The organism is Pseudomonas paracarnis (assembly GCF_904063055.1).
GTDB classification, from domain to species: domain Bacteria; phylum Pseudomonadota; class Gammaproteobacteria; order Pseudomonadales; family Pseudomonadaceae; genus Aquipseudomonas; species Aquipseudomonas paracarnis.
In genome coordinates this window covers 55,915-77,925 of sequence record NZ_CAJFCN010000015.1, presented here as the reverse complement: position 1 = coordinate 77,925, position 22,011 = coordinate 55,915, and the positions used below count along the sequence as shown (strand labels likewise).

Here is a 22,011-nt window from a genome sequence, read left to right as displayed (position 1 = left end):
CGGCTCTGTTGTCAGTCCGGCGCGTGCGTGTCGTTTTCGTCCTCAGCGATACTGTACCAGGCGCAGTAGGTCTGGCGCCGTGTGTCGCCGTTGGCATTGACCACGCGCACCGGGCGTCCCAACGCGTCATGAAAATGTTGCTCGCTGGGGCGCAAGGTGTTGAAGGCCGCATCGTCGATATAGCCAGCACGGTCGGCAAAGTAAGGTCGCCAGGTGCGCGCCAGGCAACCTTGATTGTCATACTCCACACGGCCGCTGATCCGCCAACGGCGAGTGGCGTCGATTGGCTCGGCACCCGCGCTCAACATACCGGCGTCATCGACTGCAAAGGCCGGGCCTGGTTGCGCCTTTTCCTGGGTTTGCCGCACGCGGCCAAAGCCGTCGCTGAAGGCGAGAGCGACCTGAATCTGCGGGGTTGGCGACGTGCCTTGCCAACGGTCGGCGTGCAGTACCACGACGTGCACCGGCACTTGCCTGGCCGCCTGAATCAGGCGCTTGAGGGTTTGATGATGGGGGAGCGCAGCGCTCAGGCTGTTCAGGCGTGCCAACGCCGAGGCACGAATGTGCCCGCTGGGCAGCAGGTAACCGTTGCTTACCCATTGCGCCTGGATGCTGGCGGGTGGAATGTGCCCCATCCAACTGAACACGTCGTAGAAACACGCGCTTTGAGCGTTGAACAACGCCGCTTTCGGATCAGCCAGGGCCTGCGCCGGGCCCGTATCGGGCGTGCGGATGAAGGGCGTTTGGGCGTCATGGCCGACGGGCTTTCCTTGCTCCTCTCCCTTGAGGCCGGTCGCCAGCAGCTGCCCGTGGGCGTCGTAGTGCGCGTAGCGTTGCGTACGCTGTGCGTCAGTCACCGTCACCGGCAGGCCAAGACGGTAGTCGTACTGCGCCTGGGTCGTGCAGCCGTCCGCCAATTGCACCTTGATGATGTACAGCCCATAGCGGTCGTACTCGGACTGCGTGAACCCATGGCTCAGGCTCGCCTGATGCCGACGAGGCCGATAGAACATTTCAGCCTGGCCGTAACGGGTGTACCCCTGGCCGAGCGACCACAGGGTGATGGCCTCGTCCTGCCCGGGGGCCGGTGACAGGAACGCGGCCATGGCCCGATAGTGCTGTGCACTCAGCGTGGCAGCGACAGGGCGGCCCTCATACACCTCCAGCGCTTGCTGATCGAGTTCGGCTGTCTCGATATAGGCGGGCAGCGCCTGAAAACTTGCGGTGCCGGCCGGCAAGGGGGCGGTGTGCTCCGCCACGCAGTAGTGCTGCACCGACAGCCCCCCCAGCCTGCGTTCGGCCGCTGTTCCCAGTGGATCGGACGGGCCCTGCGCAATGAAGTGTTCATAGCTTATTTTTCCAATTGCTAACGCCTCTTTGCTCAGGACCAGCACGTTGCATCGTTGCTGGTAGGGCAAGTGCAAGCGCCAGCGCTGCGCGGCGTCAAGGTGAATGAAGCGGGCGCGGGTTTCGTTGAGGTAATACGCCTGCTGCGCCGAATCATGCGCGTCACGCCACCACTGCTGCTCGTGGGCCGGCCCCGGCGGTGGGGCGTCGCTGGCTGTCTTGCGACGAGCGTAGTCGACCACCACGCTGTGCAGATTGCCGGCGTAGCAGTCCCAGCGCAGATTGAGGATATGCCGACAGCATGGGTCGCCCGGTTGGCGCTCGTAGCGACAGGTCAGCGACTCCAGCAACAGTGGCAGCAGCACCGCCGGTTCGCCGGCCTTGGCCGACGGGCTTAGTTGGCGTATGAAATAGCGCTGTTGCTGCACCGAATACGGCACTGCTTGTGGTGGCGAGTCGGCGGCTGCATATACCTCTTCACGCAGCAGGCTACCCGCCAATGCACGCTGCATCGCGCGGCGGGTGGTTGCGCCGGGCGTAGCGATCAGCGTATCTCCTGTGCGCCCGGCCTCCAACTGGCCCAGCAGGGTTGGCCCCAGCGCGGGCGCCTGCGGGTCGCCCGGGTAAAAAGCCTCCTGCGAGGGCTCAAAGGTGTGGAACCAGCGTTTGGTCAACACCCCAGGCGGCGCATCGGCCGTAGGAGGTTGTTCGGTGTGCAACACCAGGCCAAAGCCGATGAACTGGCGTTCCTCACGGTCGTAGCAGGCTTGCCGGTAACGAAAATACTGGGTGGAGCGGTTACGGCTGACCAGATCCTTTTGCTGTTGCCGCTTGACCACCTGTACCGGGAACGCAAGGCTACTGCCTCGAGGCACTCCCAGGGTTTGCCCGTGCTGTTTTTCGTCGAGCCATTCCTGGGCGCTGCTGCGGTAGCTCAGTTGGGTGGTGGCCCCCCGGTTGTTGAGCGTGGCGGTTAACAAATACGGTTTGAGACTGACGAAGTCATACCGCCAGTGCTGGGGTGTCATGTGCGGCACGCTCAGGATCAGGCTGGAACAGCCCAGGCCTTGAAGGTCGGCAAAGCTGACCTGGCATGTCGCGTCATGGCGCACGCCCTCGGGCCAACGCAGTGTCAGTGGCTCCGATGCCAGCCCGCTGCCGGCGCGGTTCATATAGATCTGTATGTGTTCAGGCGCCAGGTAAATCAGGTCCACCGCGCCTGAGCCGTCCAGGTCGGCGAGGCGAATATGCTCGGCATCGAAGCTGGCGTGGTCGAACGCCAGCGTGGCGAAGACAAACCCTTTGCCGAAGCGTCCACGGCCGAGGTTGGGCCAGCACTTGATTTCGTTATGGCGGATGCGCACCAGGTGTTGTTGGCCGCTGCCCAGGGGGTCGCAAAAGGCGATCAATTCGGCCGGCGAATGGCTGAGGGTTGGCAGTCCCTCATCGTCGGGCGCATGGCGCACCTGCTGGCCAGGATCAAACCCGCCGTCCTGGCGCTGAGCGTACAGGCGCACGCTGCGGCTGCCGATCAGAACCAGGTCCAGCCTTCCGCTGCCCATCAGGTCGGCCAGTTGCCCGTGGGGATGGAAAAACTCCTGGGGCATCGCCGCAAAAGGCACGAAACCCGACCATTGCCGCTGCGAGTCGAGGCTGAAAAAACCGCTCAGCCCTGGTTGCGCCACCACCCATTCCAGATGCCCATCGCCGTCAAGATCCGCCAGTGCCTGGCGCGTGGCTTGGGCGGTATCGGCGAGGGGGATGCGTGGCAGGGCCTGCCATGGACCATAGATCAGCGCATTGCTGCTGGCCCGGCCGGGGGCCCTGAGCGGCTCGCGGTAGTACCAGCTTTTATCGGTGCGGTGCAGGATGCCCGGCAAACCGTCGCGGTACAGGTCGACCAGTTGATAATGCTGCCCGTCGTTGATGCCCGCCATGGCGTCGAACGCTTGGTAGCGCGCGGCGTCCAGCGTCGGCACGAAGGCGCTGTAGGCCAGCTCCAGAGGCGGCCAGGCACTGGCGTCCCCTTGGGCGTCAAAGGCCTGGTTGTGCACAGCGTTCAGGCAACTGCCGATGGCGTGGCGATGGGTGTACTCCAGCAACAGACGCCGCGTCAGCACCGGCTCGACGCCCAGGCTCGGCTCGTCGGGGAAGTAATGAAACATCAGCACTTGCTGACACCGCCGCAGGGTGCCGAGCTCAAAGCCATAGGCATAGCTGCTGATCGGGTCGTTGCGGATCGGCCAGGCATGTTGTTCGGCATAGGTCGGCACTTGGCTCAGGCCGGTGTGGCGTTCGCCATAATCCAGCAGCAGTTCGAAGTGCCATTGCTTGTCAGCGAGGGCGTCCGCACGCCACAGCGCCAGATGCTCAAGGGGCTTGAGGTTGCCGTAGCACACCCGCGCCAGATAACGCTGGGCGCGATAGTCCCTGGCGGCGCTTGGCGGCTGGTCGTCTGGTTTGTAGTGGTAATAGATCTGCTCACCCAAAGGGTTGAGGCTTTCCTGCAACAGCCATTGGGCAACACGTAGGCCGTCGTTTGGGTCTGCACAGCGCGCGATCAGAGTCTTGCCGAACAGGTGCACGCAGCCGTCGGCCCCCTGAACCAGCCAGAACCCGGCCTTGTCGCTGTCGCAAGACCAATGCTCGATACGGTCGAAGCGCGCTTCTATCACCGGAAAATAGCGCACCACTTGGTGGGGTTCATCCAGGGCCAGGCCGTTATAGTGGTCCCAGGTGGTGGCCTGAATTGCGCCATCGGCATCACGCTCAGGGATCATGTCGATGCCTTGGGGGCTGATGAAACGGTCGTCATCACCGTAGGCCGGTACGCCTTTGCGGGTATCACGGCTGATGGCGCCTGCCGACATCGCCCAGCCGAGGCCGAAGGGCCCGTTGCCTAGGGCGCTGCGATAACCCAGGCTCAGGGCCGGCGTGAAGCCACGGCCCGGCGAAATGGGCAAGGGCACCTCCAGGCACGCCTCACCCCGTGTGCCCACGGCACCCCATTGCGCCCCGGGGCCCTGGATGGCGCCACCGCCCTTGGGCAGCGCAGGAAGCTTCGGTTCCAAGAGTTCGGGCGGCCGCACGCTCATCGTTGACCTCCGGTGTTTTTAGCGGTGTAGCGCAGGTGCACGATGATATCGGTGAGGGATTCGAGCAGGGCGTTTTGCCGGGCATGGTTGGGAAAGGTCAGTTGCCAGGTGGAGATCGCTCCTGTGTATTCGAACGGCAGGTAACGCTCGTCGCTGTCGAAGTTCAAGGTAAACAGGCCGCTGTCGTTGAGCCCGCTGGACAGGGCGATTTGCTGTTTGGCGCGCAGGTCTTTTTTTACCGCAGCGTCGGTGTGTCTGGCCGCGGGGGTGAGGTACGTGGTATTGGCGGTTTGGGTCAGGATGGCCTTGATGTCTTCATAGGGGCCCAGCGTGGCGGGCAGGGACACACTGACGTGCTTGATACGCCGCAGGTAATGGCCTGGGTAGTCGTCGTCAAATAGCTTGAGGGTCAGTTCAAAGGTCAAGGCGCCGGTTTTTAGCAGGTCGGCTTTAAGCGCGGCCCAGGGCATGTCGCGCGTGGCCACAGGGTCTTGGCTGTGCAGATGGCGCAACGACACGGTTTTAGTGATCTCCAGCAAACGTTCGTTGTGGGTGACGTAGGCGTTACTCATGCTCAGTAGATTTTGCTTGAGCGCTTCGCCGGCGCTGAAGCCGCGATATTGATGGGTCCAATGCTGGGTTTGAATGAAGTGCTTGTCCCACTGAGCCCGTTCTTCCTGCCAACAGGCCTCGGCCGCCAGGCACAGCGACAGGCTCGAGTCATAGGCTTGGTAGTAGAAAGTGGAAAGTTGGCCATTGAGCCATTGATACAGTTGGGCGTTGGTAAAGCGTTTGCCGAGCTGGTCGTACAGGCTTCGTGCTTGGGCCAGGCTGGTCTGGGCCAGGCCCAGTTGCAAGCGGGTATGGGCTTGCTGTTCGGTGTAAGCCTGCAGCTGGGCGTCGACCTGGGCCAGCTCAAGGCGTGCCTGTTCCAACGAATGGGCCCACTCGGCGGCGCGTCGGGCAAACAGGTCGGTGCGGTCCAGGTGGGCAGCGTTGGCGCGCTTGTCATTGGCAATGCCTTGGGCCGTCGCGTGCAGGGCGTGAAAAGCGCCCTCGTAGCGCACGCCGCCGTTGGAGGTGCCAAAAATATTCGGTATCAGCATCGCCAGCCCCGCGCCGGCTTGTGCCACGGCGGCGGCGGTGTCCCAGCGCGCACTGTCCTGGTACTCCTGGGTGGCCTGGGCCTCGGCCGGGCTGATGCCTCGCTTGAGCTGCTGTTCGAAGAACGTCACCCGCGCTTCGACCATGCGGCGTCCTGCCAGCAGCGCCTGCTGGTTCCTCGCATCGAACTGTACGGCCTGGGCCTGTTGCTCGACGGCCAGCCTCGCCAAGTCCCAGGCTTGCTGCTGCTGGGTTTCCAGGTACTGGGCCTGCTCTTTGCGTTCGAACAACGACAGTAAGGTCGCCCCCAACTGGATCAGGTTGTCGACCGCTTGCAAGGCGTGTCCCAGCAATACCTGGAAGCGGTAGTGCGCGGCCTGGGCGGTGCGCAGCGACGGGCGCAGGCTGGCACCGACCGAACCTTGCTGGTACGCGGCAAGCAGCGTTTGAGGCGTCAGGGTCGCGGCGTACAGCGGCAGGCTCAAGGGTTTGCCGGTCAGGTCCAGGTGATGGCGCAGGTTGTGCAGGCGAGATTCGATTTTGTCCCAGCGCAGCAGCAGATCAGGGCTCAGGGATCGACACAGCCGCGAGGTGCCCGCAGGTACTGTCGTGCTGTCGAGCGTGGAAGGGTTTTGCAGTTTGTCCAGGGTCGTGGCTGCCCAGGGATCGACCGGGTTGAGCGGCGGTCTTGGCCCGAGCAAGCCCTTGGCGCGGATGTACCACAACTTGGCGTCGGCCAGGCCGTCACGGGTCATTTGCCGGTACGCCGCATCCCCGCGATTGAGCAGGATGTCGACGTACAACAGGTACAGCGCCTGACGAAAATGTACCGCGCTGCTTGTCGCCAATGGGTGGGGCAGGGCAGAGGCGTTGTGGCGTTGTGGCGCACTGGCAAGCAGCGCGGGCAGGCGCCAAACGTCAGATGGGTGGACGGGATCGAACACGTAGCGTATCCACGTTTCGGCCTCGGCGTATTGCTGCTCCTGGTTCAGGCGTTGTGCCAACAGCCAGGGCAGGTAAAGAAACAACTCCCAGTAATAGGTGCCATGGGGGCCGTGGAAGTCCAGTGGGCTGGGCTTTTCCTCGCCTGGCAATGGCGGCTCGCGCCAGGCATCCGGGGCCAAGGCAAACAGCTCATGCAAACCTGCTCCCGCGGTTTTTGCCAGCAGCCCGGCCACGCAGGTGTTGGTGCGTATGGGCGCTCGTTTGTTTTCAGGCTTATCGATCGACTCGATCGTGGACCCGTCGAAGTCAATGAATTCTGCCGCGCCATAGGGCGGGGTTGCGAGTCGCCGGATAAACGGAGCCAGTGGAATGATGGGGGTGCTGTTATCGGGCGGCAGGGTGAAGGTCGCGGTTTTCAGCGCGTAGCCCAGGATGATGGGGTCGGGGTAATGCACATCGCTTTCCAGCAGCAACACGCCGTGAATCAGCGTCAATGTGGAAGCCGTCGTGTCAGTGGAGTCCTCGTCGTAGGGGTGCAAGGTCGTGGGGGAGAGTTCGATCTGCGCCTCAAGCGTGTGCGTTTCGGAGAGTTCAGTGAACGTGTCGCGCAGGGTGCGCCGAGAAGCGTCTGCCAGGCCGACGAGTACCGTGTTATTGCGGTGAGGGCTTTCCGGTAAAGCGCTGTGTCCTTGTTTGGGATACATCAACACGGGTTTGTACAGGCGTTGTTTCTGCTGGACCTGGACCTTGTCCAGTACTAAGTCGTAGGCATGGCTGCTGGTCTGCGCCTGATTGTTGTAGAACGACAGGGTGACGGTATAGGTGGCGTCTGGCGTATTGAAAAAATAGTCGAAGGCTTCTTGGCTAATGCGTTGGTCGCGCAGATTGAATGTCGTGCTTTTCGGGTTTTCTTCATCTTTTTCAATTTGCGGCAGGGTAAAGGTCGTCGGCTGATTCGCAGCATTTTTTATAAGTTGGGCATAGCTGACGCCGGTCTCATTGCACTTGAGGGTCAAGTCGATGCGCACGTTGGAGAAGGTTGCCAGCTTGGCGCCCTCCAGGAAAATCTCGGCGGTGGGGCCTAACGCCAGCGTCTCGTTCTGGGCAGGACCGCTGCTGCTGAGGGTGATGGTCAAATTGACCAGTGCGTCTGCCTTGCTGAACCTGACAGTGCGGTGCGGTTCGAAGCGTTTCGCCAGGCGGGTGGTGACCTCCAGTACTGACGTTGTTCGGTTGAACCGAATATCGCTCTCAGCCGAAAGACTGCGGATATGCTGTTGATTGTCTTCGTAGTTCCAGCCATGGGTGGTGCCATGGGGCGCGTTATTGGTCAGAGAGTGGACTTTGACCTGGACCGTGTCGGGCGCCCTGAATTGAAATCTGGCCCTGTTGTGGTGCCCGAACAGGGCCAGGTACCGCCCCGCCAGTTCCGACTCTTTATGCCAGGAGAACATCCGCCGAGTGCTGCCCTGGGTTTCAAGCCAATGGACGTTGAAGTGCTGATCCAGCCGTACCGCTTGAAAGAAATGCCTATGCATGCCGTTGTGTGAGGAAGCCGTTTGATGGTTCGGCTGTGCGCTCAGGCCCAGGAACAGTGACGGCGGTTGGCTTTTTGAATCGAGTACGGCGATGGACGCAGTGGCGCTCATCAGGTCTTCCGAGCTCAAGTCATCCAGGCCCTGTGCCAGGCTGTATTCCTGGATGCAGGCCTGCGGCACGCTCCAACTGTCATCCAGTTTTTTATAGGAAAAGTACAAGCGTAACTGGAGATAGGTGGTCTTTATCCGGGTTTCCAGCCGTTGCTGGTATTCCTTCTCCGATTCAACATCACCGCGCCCGATCCGGGTGATGTCCCTCGACGACGACGTCGGGTTGATGCATTGGGCCCACACCACGAAGAGGCGCCCGTTGAACACCACCGGGCGAATCGTCTGTTCGGGGACGTTATCGTCAATCGACAGCGGGATCTTTTGCCAAGCGGACCAGGCTGGCGGAGTGGCCGCGTCGTCCGAGGCCATTTTCAGCGTGCGCCAGTAATAGGTGTTTTCCGAACTGGGCTTGCCGGTGAAGTAATAAGTGCTGCTGGCGAAGCTGTCTTTATCACCGTCGATATAACCATTGAGGGTCTTGATGTTGGCAAGTGCTTCGAAGCGGCTGAGGTAACTGTGGACGGCTGTCTGCAGCGGCGCAGGCTCGATGCGAAATTGGTTGAGCTTGTTCTCCAGTTGCCTGAAGTTGTCGCTTTTGTCATGGCGCAATGTAGGGCTCAGGTAGGTGGCCGGGTAGTGCTGAAGTTGCTGGTGGGCACGCCACAGTGAATAGGACAGCAACTGGTCTCGCCACTCGATCTGCTCGACAGCGCTCATGCCCTGTTCGTCGTAGCCGGGCTCCAGGCCCAGGTAAATGCCAGTGATGTACTGCTGCAGGCTGGCAATGGCGCTGGCGACACGGGTGGTGGGCACCGTATGGCGGACCTGGGGGTCGAGCAGCCAATAGGTATAGACATCGTCGACGGTCTTGACGGTATCGGCCACTGCCGTGTCTTCAGGCAGCACGCTGTTGAGGTAGAACCCCAGCATCGCGTCGCGCAGGTGTTCGTTGAGGTGGTGGGTGAGGGTGTCAGACATGGTCATTCCTTGAACCAGGCGAAATACAACGGGGTTAGGGGGCTGTGGCGATCAATGCCGAGCCAACGTGTTGCCAGTCTTCATTCATCAAGGTGGCATGCAGGTCGGCAGCCTTGAGCAAGGCGTTGGCGGAGAGGCCGGTGAGCCTGACGGCTTCATGGCAACGCAGGAGCCAGTCCAGGTCGGCCAGGGTCTTCACCTGTTTGGCAGGCAGGGATTCAACGAGCAGGTTGATTTCATCGACATCCCACTTGAGCAATGCGGCCAGTTGCGAAGTGCAAGCCCCATCGTGAGATACGGCGGAGCCTTCAACGGAGGATGAATTGGCGCGCTGCAAATAAGCGAGCACGCTGTCCTGGGCCAGTCCGTAGGTGCTGAGGCAATGGGCAAAGCGTTGCAGCAGGTACAGCGTGCTCAGCGTCAGCTTGAGCAGCGAGGCCGCGGTGTGGTCCGGGCTCAGCCAGTGCGGATGGAGCACAAAGGCCTGCAAGGCCTCACGGCTCACTGCCAGCCCCAAGGACACTTCGGCATCCGGCAGGCTCAGCAGTACATTTTTGTGCAGCTCCGTGGTGGATTCGGCAGTGGCGGTTCGGGCAATTTGTCGAACCACGAGTTTGCGCCATTGCAGGTACGCGGCGGCGTCACCGGCAAGGTGTGAGGGGGCGTTGAGCAGCGTGTCGATGTTTGCTTTAAGCGGCTGTATTTGTTGGTAGAACGCGCCGAGCTTCTTGGTCACTGCCTGTCTGGCATCGCTGTGCAGAGCCGTGTTGCGTTCTGGGTTGAGGCTCAGCGTCTGGGCTTCGATAAGCTGCACCAGCCCATTGGGCAGTTCTTTGGGCGGCGCGGGCTTGAGCAGCGGTTGGCTGTGCAGCAGCCCTTGTACGATGAGGGCATGCCAGGCAATGGGCGCCGCTTTGGTGTCAGGCTCGGGCTGGGGCAATGACAGGTCAGCGAGGTCTTCTTGCGCCAACAGGCCATGCCGAGTCAGTTCGACCACCTCATCGAGTTGGGTGATGTACGTCTGCACGTGGGGCGGTGGAGATTGGGCATCCAATAGCAATTGACGGCGAAGTTGATCGACCGTTTGACCCGTGTCGTTGAGCCAGCGGACCAGCCAGTCCATTTGCATCAGCACATCGAGCAGGTCGGCAGGTGCATTCACGCCCGAGCGACGCAGGCTCGGGTTGACCAGTTGGCCGGTGTAATCCTTTCCGCCCAGCAGCGCCGCCACATGGTAGCTATCGAGCACTGACAGCCCGAACAACTGCGCGATCCGAGCTTGGCGATACAGCGCGCTATAAAACGTCATCGTCGGGCAAGCAGCGGGTAGATGCTGGCGGGCCTGCTTGATCAGCCAGTGCAACGAATCCGGGGTATCGCTCAGGTGCAGGCCGGTGCAGAGCTGGTGGCGCAGGGTTGTCGGGATTTCCTCCCTCAGCGCCAGGGTCGGCCTGTCCAACGTCAATGCCTGGCCTGGCAACGGGCCGCGGTTGAACAGCTGGTCGTACAGTGACAGACGAGTGCCGGATGCCCACACCGGTATCTCATCCAGCACGGCCGCAAAGGCTTGCAATGACAGGCTGTAGCGGCGCTCCAGATAGCGATAGACACCCAGTGCGCGCAGGGTATTGTCGTTGGCGGGCCGCGCCGGGTCGCCCTCGTGTTCACGCCGCACGACGCTCGTTGACAGGGCGTCGAGTGCGTCGAAGGGCAATTGCGTCCAGCGTTGCAGGCGGATCATTCGGTGCAGGCGCTGGTAACGTTCCCATGAGGTATTGCGCAGGCGCGCAGCACCCTTGTCCTGTGTAGTGATCGACAGGGGCGACTGGGTCGCGCCAGCCTCGGTGATCGGCCCGTTCACGTACGCGGCACCGTCGTGCAGGCGCAGCTTGGCCGGCGGCGTTGGCAGGGCGCTTGCCAGAACATTGCTCGACAGCACCGGCACATACTTGCCGCAGGCCAGTAGCGCTTCGGTCTGATCGGCGGTGAGTCCGGTTTTTTGCAACCAGTGGGGCAACTCCTCAAGGGGCTGCTGCTGGGTGCCATAGTGCTGGGTAAAAAAATCCTCTGCCTGTACGTCTCCTGATCTTTTTAAAAAAGGCTCGGTCAATAACACCTGCTGGGCAGGGCTCAGCCCGGACAGCAAACGTTGCGCTTCATAGGCCTCGTGCCTGACCACGCCGTAAGTGTTTTGCGCGCGCTGGCTGGTGGGCAGCTTGAGGCTGATGCGGTAACTGAGTTCGCCCAATTGTGGCTTGTTGCCGGACAAACCGAGCCAACACTGCCGATGCGCACGTTCGAACGGCAGCACGAAGGGGAAACGTTGCTTGCCGAGCACCTCATCAAGTGAGCGACCGCGGTATTCACGACGGGTTTGTTTGAGGTGAACGTCAATCTGGCGGGACAGGGTTTCGTTGATCATCGAGAGTTGAGGAATCACAGCGCTGAGGCTGCGTTCGTCCAGGGGCAGCGTCTTGAGTTCGGGGCGTCGCTGGTCGAGGGTGACCTTGGGCTGTTTGCCTTTACCGCTTTTTTCCAGCGCTTGGGCAAACAGGTATAACGCCTTCAGGTAGGCGATCGGGGAGTCGATTGCCGCCATGGAAGAGGCCGAACACAGCAGGTGCCAGTCCTCTTTGAACAGGTGGGTATAGGTGGGGGAGTGCGTGTCCATTGTGATGAATCTCCTGAAAGCCCCCGGCCACTGCCAAGGGCAATGGCACGCTAGCATGGGGCGCCAGGCCGGCTCGGTCGGCCGGATCGCTGAGTGAGCGAGGAGAAATCATCGGTGCAAATCGATAGCGCGACAGGGCCTGTGGGTCACTGTCGCGCGAACTTTGCTGCGAGGAGGTAGCCGTTACGCGGCCAGCGGTTTTTTCGCCATGGCTTTTTTGTGCGCGGCCTTCATCGCTTCCATCTCGGCCCCCAGCTCTTCGAGCAGCGCTTTACCCAGCAGTTTCTTGGCCTGGGGGAACATCTCGGTTTCTTCTTCTTCGATATGGTGCTCAAGCAGCTCCTTGACCACTTTGACCCGACCGGAAAACTCGGTGGACGATGGGTCGGTCTTTTTCAAGTCCGGCAGTACCAGCGAGTCGACGGTGCGGTGCTCTTCCTTGGCTTCGTGGTACATGATGTCCTGTTCCTTGCCACCCGCTTTCCTGAACGCGGGGTAGAGGATTTCTTCTTCAAGTTGGGTGTGCAGGGTGACTTCCATTTCAAGTTTGGCCAGCAACTCGGTGCGCTTTTTCACCCCGCGTTCAGTGGATTCGCTCAACTGGGTCAGCAGGGTCTTGACGCGTTCATGGTCGGCTTTGAGCAGGTCGATGGCATTCATAGGTAACCTCACGGGGGTGTGCGGGCGTGTCGAAGTGCACGCCTCGTGGTGAGGAAGGTTGCATCAGGCGTACCAACTTTTATGGTTATAAATCATCTTTAAAATCAGATGGTTATATTTTCATGTGCGCTTGTCGGTCGTGCAGCTTGCATGGTCGGGCCGCGTTGAGGTTGCACAACGCACAGCCGGTTGCTGACACTCCAGCGCAACGGGGGGCCATAAAGGGGGGCCAGGAAAATTCTAATGGAACCCTTGGGGCATCTGCTTGACCTAACGCTTAGACTTCAGGAGGTGAATCATGCAAATTGAATATATCTGGATCGTATTGGCGGTGGTTCTGCTGCTCTTGGAACTCTGGGCGATCAATATCGTTTTGCGCAGCACTGGCGGATGGGAGACCAAGGGGTTGTGGGTCGTGGTGCTGGTGTTCGTGCCGCTGCTGGGGTTGATTGCGTGGGCAATGTTCGGACCCAAGCGTGAAATGGCGCAGCAGCGTAAGAGCTGAAGCGGTGAGTGATAAAAAACAGGCGCCCATGGGGCGCCTGTTTTCATTGCGCTAAGCCGATCAGCCGCCGATGGCCTTGGCAATCGCCTGATTGAACGCCGGTAGGTCGTCCGGCGTGCGCGAGGTGATCAAGGTCCAGCCATTGGCCTGGCACTCTTTAACCTCGGCATCCACTACGCTGGCCGCGCCGGCGTTTTCAAGGTCGATGCGCACGCTTTTATAGGCGGTCAGGGTTTTGCCCTTGACCACGCCAGCGTCGATCAGGGTCCATGGCCCGTGGCAGATCGCCGCGATGGTCTTGCCGGCCTGTACAAATTCATTGATCAGGCGCAGTGCGGCAGTATCCTGGCGCAGCGTATCGGCATTCACTGTGCCGCCCGGGATGACCAGCGCATCGAAGTCGGCGCTGACAACATCCGACAGTTGCACGTCTGATTCCACGGTCTGGTCCTTTTCCGTGTCGCCGACAAATGTCTGGGTAGTGCCGCCTTTGCTGGAGGCGTGCGTCACGGTCGCGCCGTAGCCACGCAGCGTTTCCAGAGGCTTGAGCAACTCGTCGCGCTCGATGCCGGTGTTGGAGGTGATGACGAGGATGTGCTTGCCGTTGAGTTGCGCGCTCATGGTCGAGGGTCTCCTTAGGTCATGGGTTGATTAATGGGCGTATTTGGTTTGCAGTTCCTTGGCCATTTTCAGGTGGGCTTCAAGGGTGGGCAGGGTCTTGGTGGCGAAGGCTTTCAGCTCGGGATTGTCCGAGGAGGCCGCTTCTTTCTTGAACAGTTCGACGGTTTTTTCATGGGCCGCTACCTGGTTGTTGGCATAGGCCTTGTCGAAGGATTCATCGCGCATTTCCAGGATGGCTTTCTTCGCCTGGTCGGTGAGCGCGGCGTCATCGGGTACTTCGATATCGAGTTTTTTCGCCAGGGCCATCAGTTCCTGATTGGCCTTGGTGTGGTCTGTGACCATATGCTGGGCGAAGGTCTTTACGTCCGCCGAGCTGCTTTTTTCCAGGGCCAGCTTGCCCGCTTCCACCTCGGTGATACCGCCCTCGGCGGCGTTGTCGACAAAGTCGTTGGAGGTCGCCGCCATCGCGGTGGAAATCGAGCCTGCAATCAGCATGAAGGTAAGGCCCATCGGTTTCATCAGTCGAGTTTTCATGGTGTCTCTCCTTGGAAATGGCGGGATGCCGTTACCTGACTGTTGAATCGAGAGGCGGGTAAAAGGTTTAAAATTTTTTGCGCTTTTTTGCCCAGCGGTGAGGCGAGGCAATTGACTTGAACCAATTCGGATTCCCAGGGTTCTGCTGCATAGGGCCGCCATCTCAGGGGCCTGCCACTGCCAGGAGGATTGCACTGTGACTGATCATAAAACCGCCGATAAAACCCCCGACCCCGTCAGCTCTGAAGACGCGCAAAAAGGTAATGCCCAGGCCACCAAAGGGCAGACGCTTGAACCTGCGAACCCCAAGACTGACACCATCGACAAAGTGGTGACGCCGACCTCGATCAAGGACATTGAACGGCAAACGGATGCAATCAACGAAAAGCTCAACAACGGGCGTTGAACCTGCGGAGTTGATTGGCGGCGAGGGAGCTTGCTCCCGTGGTGGCCTGAACGCTGCCACTGCTGCTTTTTATAAATAAATATAATAATTAGCTTAGATTAAAATGTGCTTTTTATTATTTATGACCATCCCCTAGTCTTGCCTGGAAGTCCCCTTAGGCCATCCAGGAAGATTTGCCATGAGTAGCGTCACGCCGATTTCCAGTGTCTTGAGCAATGTGCGCCAGCGGGTAACACCGCAAGAGTGGGAGGTGCGGGTCAAGTTGGCCGCGGCCTACCGACTGGCGGCGTTGTACAAGTGGACCGATCATATCTACACGCATTTCTCAGCGCGGGTGCCAGGGCCCGAGGCGCATTTCCTGATCAATGCTTTCGGGCTGTTGTTCGACGAAATCAGCGCCTCCAACCTGGTCAAGGTCGATCTGGACGGCACCATCGTCAATGACCCAACGGGCCTGGGGATCAACTACGCCGGCTATGTGATCCACAGCGCCATCCACGGCGCACGCCATGATTTGCAAGCGGTGCTGCACACCCACACCCGCGACGGTATTGCGGTGTCGGCGCAGAAGCAGGGGTTGTTGCCGATCTCCCAGCACGCTATCGCATTCTCGGGGCGTGTGGCTTACCACGGTTACGAAGGGGTGGCGCTGGACCTGGACGAGCGTGAACGGCTGGTGGCGGATTTGGGCGACAAGAGTGTGATGATCCTGCGCAACCACGGCTTGTTGACGGGTGGCGTCAGCGTCGAGCATGCCTTCCAGCAACTACAAAGCCTGGAGCGGGCCTGCAACATCCAGATTGCGGCACAGGCAGCGGGGAATACCGAGTTGATCTTCCCACCCGCAGAGGTGGTGGCCAAAGTCGAGCAGCAGGCCAAGGTGTTCAGCAATGGCGAAGGCCCGGGCGTGGCGCGGCATTGGAATGCGCTGGTGCGCCAGCTTGAGCGTACCGATACCGACTACAAGAACTGAGTCGGATGTGGATTGGATTGTTCCCACGCTCTGCGTGGGAACACAGCCCAGGACGCTCTGCGTCCCTAAGCGTGACGCGGAGAGGCACACGAGGCATTCCCACGCAGAGCGTGGGAACGATCATCAAAACCTCACGTCAAGGCGATAGTTGACGCGTTGCTGTGCGGCCCGACGGTACTGGCACGGTCCGCCAGGTAACGCGCCGGCGGTTGGCCCATGGCCTTGCGGAACATGGTGATAAACCCGCTGGCATTTTCATAACCCAGGTCCAGCGCCACGCTCTGCACACTTTCGCCGTTGGCCAGGCGCTGCAGTGAAAGGATTACATGCAACTGCCGGCGCCAGCGACCGAAGCTCAGGCCGATCTCTTCCAACAACAGGCGGGTCATGCTGCGTTCGCTCATGCCGATGCGCACGGCCCATTCGCCCAGGGTGGATTTATCGCCGGGGTTGGCCAATAAGCTGTTGGCCAGCCGATGCAAGCGGGGGTCTTGGGGCATCGGCAAATGCAGGGCTTCGATGGGGGCCTGGGCCAGTTCGTCGAGTAACGTCGCCACCAGGCGGCCCTGGGCGCCGTCTTCGTCGTAGAGCTGCGGGAAGCTGACCGCCTTGCCGATCAATTCGTGCAGCAATGGCGACACCGACAGCGTGCAACATTGCCGGGGCAGGGCGCTGGCGGCGTTCGGGTTGATCAACAGGCAGTACACATCCGCTTCGCCGGCACCGCGTGCCGCGTGGGTTACTCCGCCGGGAATCCACAACGCGCATTGCGGCGGCACGATCCAGATACCCGCCTCGATCACACAATGCACCACGCCGCGCAAGGTGTAGATCAATTGCCCGTGTTGATGGTGGTGAGGGGTATGTTCCCAGCGTTCGGACGTACTCGAGGCGCCCACTGCAACAATCGAGCGAGGGATCGCGGCGGCGTCGCGGACCCGGCAGGGGTCGTACTGGTCGAGGCGGTGATGAACCATGGTGATAACTGCCTTGGCTGGATTGCGAAACATTCTGGCTATTCTGTGCAATGCTGTCCAGCGCCAGGCGCCCTATGATGAGAATCAATCTCATCAAAGGAGCTTTGCCATGCGACTCGACAGTTCAACTTTCCCGGTGGTGAAAATCTTTTTCGACGCGCCTAGCGAAGGTGCGCCGGAAGACGCCTTCCTGACCTTCGAACGTCTGCTGGCCCGTGAGCAGCCCTTCTTGCTGCTGCACGAAAAAGCCGTGGATGAGAACAATCACGAACACGCCCACGAAGAGCGCAAGCGCGCGTCTATCTGGATGAAGAAAAACAAGGCTGCCTTGCGTGCCTACGTCAAAGGCATGATCCAAGTGGAGCCCAGCGCTGCCAAGCGCCTGGCCCTCAAGCCCTTTGCCGTGACGTTCGGCAAGGCCTGGGGTTACCCGCTGCTGGTGGTGGAGTCCAAGGATCGCGCCTGGGCGTTGGCCCAGGATGTGCTGGATACAGAAGTGTCGGATGTGGCGCATTTCTGAGCCTGGCCAAAGCTCGACAGCGTCCACAATTGAACTACCTTGATTGACGAGCCTTCCCACTCGGTATTCAAGCATGCGCACTTTATGGACGCGGTACCTGGCGTTGCTGGAAAACGACCTGAGCACGCAGATTTTCGACAATGTTAAAAATCTGTTGGTCTGCGCATTGTTGTTTGCGGCGGGGACCAACGCGCTGGTGGGACCGCGCGAGTTGCTGATCGGTATCTTCGCCTCCAGCGTCGCGGGCTGGGGCTTGATTGTGCTGTCGACGGTGCTGATGCTGTTGAACGTCAGCGATGGCATTCGCCGCCTGGCCAAATTGCGTTATCACTTGGCGTTGCAACTGTTGTTGATCCTGATCTACGTGGTGATTGCCGAGCGGGTGGTAGAGATTGTGTGGGTGTTGCGCGCCCATTGACGTATCCTCCGCGCCTCGTTTACCACTGATTCGAACAAAGATGACAGGACAAGCTATGCAGGCGCTGCTGGAGTCGATCCTCGACGAAGTGCGCCCCTTGATCGGCCTCGGCAAAGTCGCCGATTACATTCCCGCGCTGGCCGACGTGCCCGCCAACCAACTCGGCATCGCGGTATACGGCAACGACGGCACGGCCTACTGCGCTGGAGATGCAGACACGCTGTTTTCGGTGCAGAGCATTTCCAAGGTCTTCAGCCTGGTGCAGGCCATCGACCATGGCGGCGAATCCATCTGGGAACGCCTGGGCCACGAGCCCTCGGGGCAGCCGTTCAACTCCATGGTGCAGCTGGAATTCGAACGTGGCCGCCCGCGCAACCCTTTTATCAACGCTGGCGCGCTGGTGATCTGCGACATCAACCAGTCACGCTTCGCCGTGCCGATTCTGTCGATGCGCGACTTTGTACGGCGCCTGTCGGGCAACCCGCAGATCCTGGTCAATAGCGTTGTGGCCGAGTCGGAAGCCCAGCACGGTGCGCGCAATGCGGCCATGGCCTACCTGATGAAGTCTTTTGGCAACTTCCACAATGATGTGGACGCGGTGCTGCACAGCTACTTCAACTATTGCGCGTTGCAGATGAGCTGCCTGGACCTGGCCCGAGCATTCAGCTTTCTGGCCAATGAAGGCGTGAGTGCCCACAGTGGCGAGCAGGTGCTGACGGCGCGCCAGACCAAGCAGGTAAACTCGATCATGGCCACCAGCGGCTTGTACGACGAGGCGGGCAACTTTGCCTACCGCGTGGGCCTGCCGGGCAAGAGCGGGGTCGGCGGCGGAATTGTCGCGGTGGTGCCGGGGCAGTTTACGGTGTGCGTATGGTCGCCGGAGTTGAACGCAGCGGGCAACTCGCTGGCGGGGATGAAGGCGTTGGAATTGTTGAGTGAGCGGATTGGGTGGTCGGTGTTTTGAGATCGTTCTCTCTGTGGGAGTTGGCTTGCCTGCGAAAGCGGTGGTCAGTTGAAGAATCATTGACTGACAGGTCGCCATCGCGGGCAAGCCCGCTCCCACAGGGATCTATGCCTGGCGCCAATTCTGTGGGCAACCCACAAGCTGGCTTGCCTGCGAAAGCGGTGGTTCAGTTGAAGAATCATTGACTGACAGGTCGCCATCGCGGGCAAGCCCGCTCCTACAGGGATCTGTGCCTGGCGCCAATTCTGTGGGCAACCCACAACCAGTGTGGGAGCTGGCTTGCCTGCGAAAGCGGTGGTTCAGTTGAAGAATCATTGATTGACTGGTCGCCATCGCGGGCAAGCCCGCTCCTACAGGGATCTATGCCTGGCGCCAATTCTGTGGGCAACCCACAACCAGTGTGGGAGCTAGCTTGCCTGCGATAGCGGTGGCTCAGTTGAAGAATCATTGACTGACAGGTCGCCATCGCGGGCAAGCCCGCTCCCACAGGGTTCTATGCCGGGTGCCGATTCTGTGGGCAACCCACAACCAGTGTGGGAGCTGGCTTGCCTGCGAAAGCGGTGGTTCAGTTGAAGAATCATTGACTGACAGGTCGCCATCGCGGGCAAGCCCGCTCCCACAGGGATCTATGCCTGGCGCCAATTCCGTGGGCAACCCACAACCACTGTGGGAGCTGGCTTGCCTGCGAAAGCGGTGGTTCAGTTGAAGAATCATTGACTGACAGGTCGCCATCGCGGGCAAGCCCGCTCCCACAGGGATCTATGCCTGGCGCCAATTCTGTGGGCAACCCACAACCAGTGTGGGAGCTGGCTTGCCTGCGAAAGCGGTGGTTCAGTTGAAGAATCATTGACTGACAGGTCGCCATCGCGGGCAAGCCCGCTCCTACAGGGATCTATGCCTGGCGCCAATTCTGTGGGCAACCCACAACCAGTGTGGGAGCTGGCTTGCCTGCGATAGCGGTGGCTCAGTTGAAGAATCATTGACTGACTGGTCGCCGTCGCAGGCAAGCCAGCTCCCACATTTTGATCCTCATTGTTCTTCGAATTGTAGGTGAGCCAAAACAAAAAATGCGCCCCTTTGGGCGCATTTTTTGCTCGGTCAGCTATGGCCTATCAGGCCGTCGCATCCCAGGCCCGATCACCGTTCTCGTCTTTGATCCGAGTCGGCAAGCCCATCACATCCAGCGCCTTGAGGAACGGCTCAGCTGGCAGCTCCTCGACGTTGGCCATGTGCTTCACATCCCACTCGCCACGCGCCACCAGCAGTGCAGCGGCTACCGGTGGTACGCCTGCGGTGTAGGAGATGCCCTGGCTGTCAGTCTCGGCATAGGCCTCTTCATGATCAGCCACGTTGTAGATGAACATCTCACGCGGTTGGCCATCCTTGGTGCCTTTGACCAGGTCGCCGATGCAGGTCTTGCCGGTGTAGCCCGGGGCGAGCGAAGACGGGTCGGGCAGCACGGCCTTGACCACTTTCAACGGCACCACTTCCAGGCCTTCGGCGGTCTTGACCGGCTGTTCGGAGAGCAGGCCGAGGTTTTTCAGCACGGTGAACACGTTGATGTAGTGTTCGCCGAAGCTCATCCAGAAACGCACGTTGGGCACGTCGAGGTTTTTCGACAGCGAGTGCACTTCATCGTGGCCGGTGAGGTAGAGGTTCTGCGAGCCAACTACCGGCAGGTCGTCGGTGCGTTTGACTTCGAACATGGTGTTGCTGGTCCACTGGCTGTTCTGCCAGCTCCACACCTGCCCGGTAAATTCGCGGAAGTTGATTTCCGGATCGAAATTGGTGGCGAAGTATTTGCCATGGGAGCCGGCATTGACGTCGAGAATGTCGATCGAATCAATGCGGTCGAAATGCTGTTGCTGCGCCAGCGCGGCATACGCGTTGACGACACCTGGGTCGAAGCCCACGCCAAGGATGGCGGTGATGTTCTTCTGTTTGCATTCTTCCAGGTGGTTCCACTCGTAGTTGCCGTACCACGGCGGGGTCTCGCAGACCTTGCCCGGCTCTTCGTGGATGGCGGTATCGAGGTAAGCCACGCCCGTGTCGATGCAGGCACGCAGTACCGACATGTTGAGGAAGGCGGAGCCGACGTTGATGACGATCTGCGAATCGGTCTCGCGGATCAGGGCCTTGGTCGCTTCCACGTCCAGGGCGTTCAGCGCGAAGGCCTGGATATCGGCGGGAACCTTGAGGCTACCCTTGGCCTTGACGCTGTCGATGATGGCCTGGCATTTGGAGATGTTGCGCGACGCGATAGCAATACGACCGAGTTCGTCGTTGTGCTGCGCGCACTTGTGGGCCACCACCTTGGCGACACCTCCTGCACCAATGATAAGAACGTTCTTTTTCAATTGCTTTATCTCTCCTTTATCCGCCAGCTCAGGACAGGCTGGACAGGTAGTCGTCGTAACCAAATTCACGAACCACCTCGACTGTACCGTCGAGTTGTTTCACTACGATGGACGGCATTTTCAGGCCGTTGAACCAGTTTTTCTTGACCATGGTGTAGCCTGCGGTGTCGATGAACGACAGCCGATCGCCGATGGCCAGCGGACGATCAAATTGATACTCGCCGAAGATGTCCCCGGCCAGGCAGGATTTGCCGCACACCATGTAGGTGTGTTCACCATCGCTCGGCGCCAGCTTGGCGTTGAGGCGATAGATCAGCAGGTCCAGCAGGTGGGCTTCGATGGAGCTGTCGACCACGGCGAGATTCTTGCCGTTGTAAAGGGTGTCGAGCACGGTGACTTCCAGGGAGGCGCTGTTGGTGATCGCCGCTTCGCCGGGTTCCAGGTAGACCTGCACGCCGTACTTCTCGGAGAACGCTTTGAGCCGTGCGCAGAATGCATCCAGTGCATAGCCTTCACCGGTGAAATGGATGCCGCCGCCGAGGCTGACCCACTTGACCTTGTGCAGCAGCGCACCGAAGCGTTCTTCGATGGTGCCGAGCATCTTGTCGAACAGGCTGAAGTCGCCGTTCTCGCAGTTGTTGTGGAACATGAAGCCGGAGATCTGATCGATCACGCCATCGATCTTCACCGGGTCCCACTCGCCCAGGCGGCTGAACGGGCGCGCCGGGTCGGCCAGCAGGTAGTCAGAGCTGCTCACCTGCGGGTTCACACGCAGGCCGCGGATCTTGCCTTCGCTGCGTTCGGCAAAACGCTGCAGTTGGCTGATGGAGTTGAAGATGATCTTGTCGCAGTTCTCCAGCATCTCTTCGATTTCATCGTCGGCCCAGGCCACGCTGTAGGCGTGCGCTTCACCTTCGAACTTCTGGCGGCCGAGCTTGAGCTCATACAGCGACGACGAGGTGGTGCCGTCCATGTATTGCTGCATCAAGTCGAATACCGACCAGGTGGCAAAGCACTTGAGCGCCAGCAGAGCCTTGGCGCCGGACTGTTCGCGCACGTAGGCAATCTTCTGCATGTTGACCAGAAGCTTCTGTTTATCGATGAGGTAGTACGGCGTTTTGATCATTTTTGAGAGCCTGCGGCGGTGCCTGCCAAAAAAGGACACGCATTGTGCCCGCACTTGGAACAGATCGAAAGGTTAGCCGGCGGATTTTGCGCGCCACGTTAAGCATAGGGCGTAAGTATGACCGTTCATAAGAATCACCCCGCCCCCTGTGGGAGCGCTCG

Annotated in this window: 15 protein-coding genes; 6 read left to right on the top strand and 9 right to left on the bottom strand. The window is 60.2% G+C overall.

Annotation, left to right across the window (positions count from 1 at the left end):
* Positions 1-11: 11 nt before the first annotated feature.
* The 4 genes from JMV15_RS24390 to JMV15_RS24375 all read right to left on the bottom strand — a co-directional run bounded on the left by JMV15_RS24390 (position 12) and on the right by JMV15_RS24375 (position 12,449).
* The gene (locus JMV15_RS24390; RefSeq protein ID WP_038450433.1) at positions 12-4,442 is read right to left on the bottom strand and encodes a SpvB/TcaC N-terminal domain-containing protein; all 4,431 of its coding nucleotides are present in this window, start codon (positions 4,440-4,442) and stop codon (positions 12-14) included.
* Positions 4,439-9,118, bottom strand: coding sequence for a Tc toxin subunit A-related protein (locus JMV15_RS24385; protein ID WP_038450431.1), 4,680 nt, complete (start codon positions 9,116-9,118; stop codon positions 4,439-4,441). Before JMV15_RS24385 ends, JMV15_RS24390 begins: the two co-directional genes overlap by 4 nt.
* Positions 9,119-9,152: 34 nt before the next feature.
* Positions 9,153-11,789: a Tc toxin subunit A gene (locus tag JMV15_RS24380; protein WP_038450429.1), complete on the bottom strand. Its 2,637-nt coding sequence runs from the start codon at positions 11,787-11,789 to the stop codon at positions 9,153-9,155.
* A 183-nt stretch (positions 11,790-11,972) separates the two neighbouring features.
* Positions 11,973-12,449, bottom strand: a complete 477-nt coding sequence (locus JMV15_RS24375; RefSeq protein WP_020303041.1) for a hemerythrin domain-containing protein — start codon at positions 12,447-12,449, stop codon at positions 11,973-11,975.
* Positions 12,450-12,747: 298 nt separating this feature from the next.
* Between JMV15_RS24375 and JMV15_RS24370 the strand changes: the two genes are divergently transcribed.
* Positions 12,748-12,954, top strand: coding sequence for a hypothetical protein (locus JMV15_RS24370; protein ID WP_003191730.1), 207 nt, complete (start codon positions 12,748-12,750; stop codon positions 12,952-12,954).
* Positions 12,955-13,014: 60 nt separating this feature from the next.
* On the opposite strand, the gene JMV15_RS24365 is transcribed toward JMV15_RS24370, so the two are convergent.
* Both JMV15_RS24365 and JMV15_RS24360 read right to left on the bottom strand, forming a co-directional pair.
* On the bottom strand, positions 13,015-13,575 hold the full coding sequence (locus tag JMV15_RS24365; RefSeq protein ID WP_020303040.1) for a type 1 glutamine amidotransferase domain-containing protein: 561 nt from the start codon (positions 13,573-13,575) through the stop codon (positions 13,015-13,017).
* Positions 13,576-13,605: 30 nt separating this feature from the next.
* Entirely contained in the window at positions 13,606-14,109 is a 504-nt protein-coding gene (locus tag JMV15_RS24360; RefSeq protein WP_020303039.1) for a DUF4142 domain-containing protein, read from the bottom strand.
* A 196-nt stretch (positions 14,110-14,305) separates the two neighbouring features.
* Here JMV15_RS24360 and JMV15_RS24355 point away from each other — a divergent pair, with 196 nt between their 5' ends.
* Both JMV15_RS24355 and JMV15_RS24350 read left to right on the top strand, forming a co-directional pair.
* Positions 14,306-14,515, top strand: coding sequence for a hypothetical protein (locus JMV15_RS24355; RefSeq protein WP_014718794.1), 210 nt, complete (start codon positions 14,306-14,308; stop codon positions 14,513-14,515).
* Positions 14,516-14,693: 178 nt separating this feature from the next.
* Positions 14,694-15,488, top strand: a complete 795-nt coding sequence (locus JMV15_RS24350; RefSeq protein WP_038450427.1) for a class II aldolase/adducin family protein — start codon at positions 14,694-14,696, stop codon at positions 15,486-15,488.
* A gap of 131 nt (positions 15,489-15,619) precedes the next feature.
* Here JMV15_RS24350 and JMV15_RS24345 read toward each other — a convergent pair whose 3' ends face one another.
* Positions 15,620-16,465 carry an AraC family transcriptional regulator gene (locus tag JMV15_RS24345; RefSeq protein ID WP_038452182.1) on the bottom strand — a complete coding sequence of 282 codons (846 nt, stop codon included), beginning with the start codon at positions 16,463-16,465 and terminating at the stop codon, positions 15,620-15,622.
* 109 nt (positions 16,466-16,574) lie between these two features.
* On the opposite strand from JMV15_RS24345, the gene JMV15_RS24340 reads away from it, so the two are divergent.
* From JMV15_RS24340 to glsB, 3 genes are all read left to right on the top strand, one after another.
* Entirely contained in the window at positions 16,575-16,985 is a 411-nt protein-coding gene (locus tag JMV15_RS24340) for a hypothetical protein (RefSeq protein WP_038450419.1), read from the top strand.
* 73 nt (positions 16,986-17,058) lie between these two features.
* Complete coding sequence (locus tag JMV15_RS24335) at positions 17,059-17,403, top strand: hypothetical protein (protein ID WP_014718790.1); 345 nt, start codon at positions 17,059-17,061, stop codon at positions 17,401-17,403.
* 55 nt (positions 17,404-17,458) lie between these two features.
* A complete protein-coding gene (glsB, locus tag JMV15_RS24330) occupies positions 17,459-18,367 on the top strand; it encodes a glutaminase B (RefSeq protein ID WP_014718789.1) in 909 nt (302 codons plus the stop codon).
* Positions 18,368-19,479: 1,112 nt separating this feature from the next.
* On the opposite strand, the gene JMV15_RS24325 is transcribed toward glsB, so the two are convergent.
* Both JMV15_RS24325 and JMV15_RS24320 read right to left on the bottom strand, forming a co-directional pair.
* Entirely contained in the window at positions 19,480-20,724 is a 1,245-nt protein-coding gene (locus JMV15_RS24325) for a saccharopine dehydrogenase family protein (protein WP_019817179.1), read from the bottom strand.
* 28 nt (positions 20,725-20,752) lie between these two features.
* Positions 20,753-21,850, bottom strand: coding sequence for a carboxynorspermidine decarboxylase (locus JMV15_RS24320; RefSeq protein ID WP_014718787.1), 1,098 nt, complete (start codon positions 21,848-21,850; stop codon positions 20,753-20,755).
* Between the last annotated feature and the right edge of the window lie 161 nt (positions 21,851-22,011).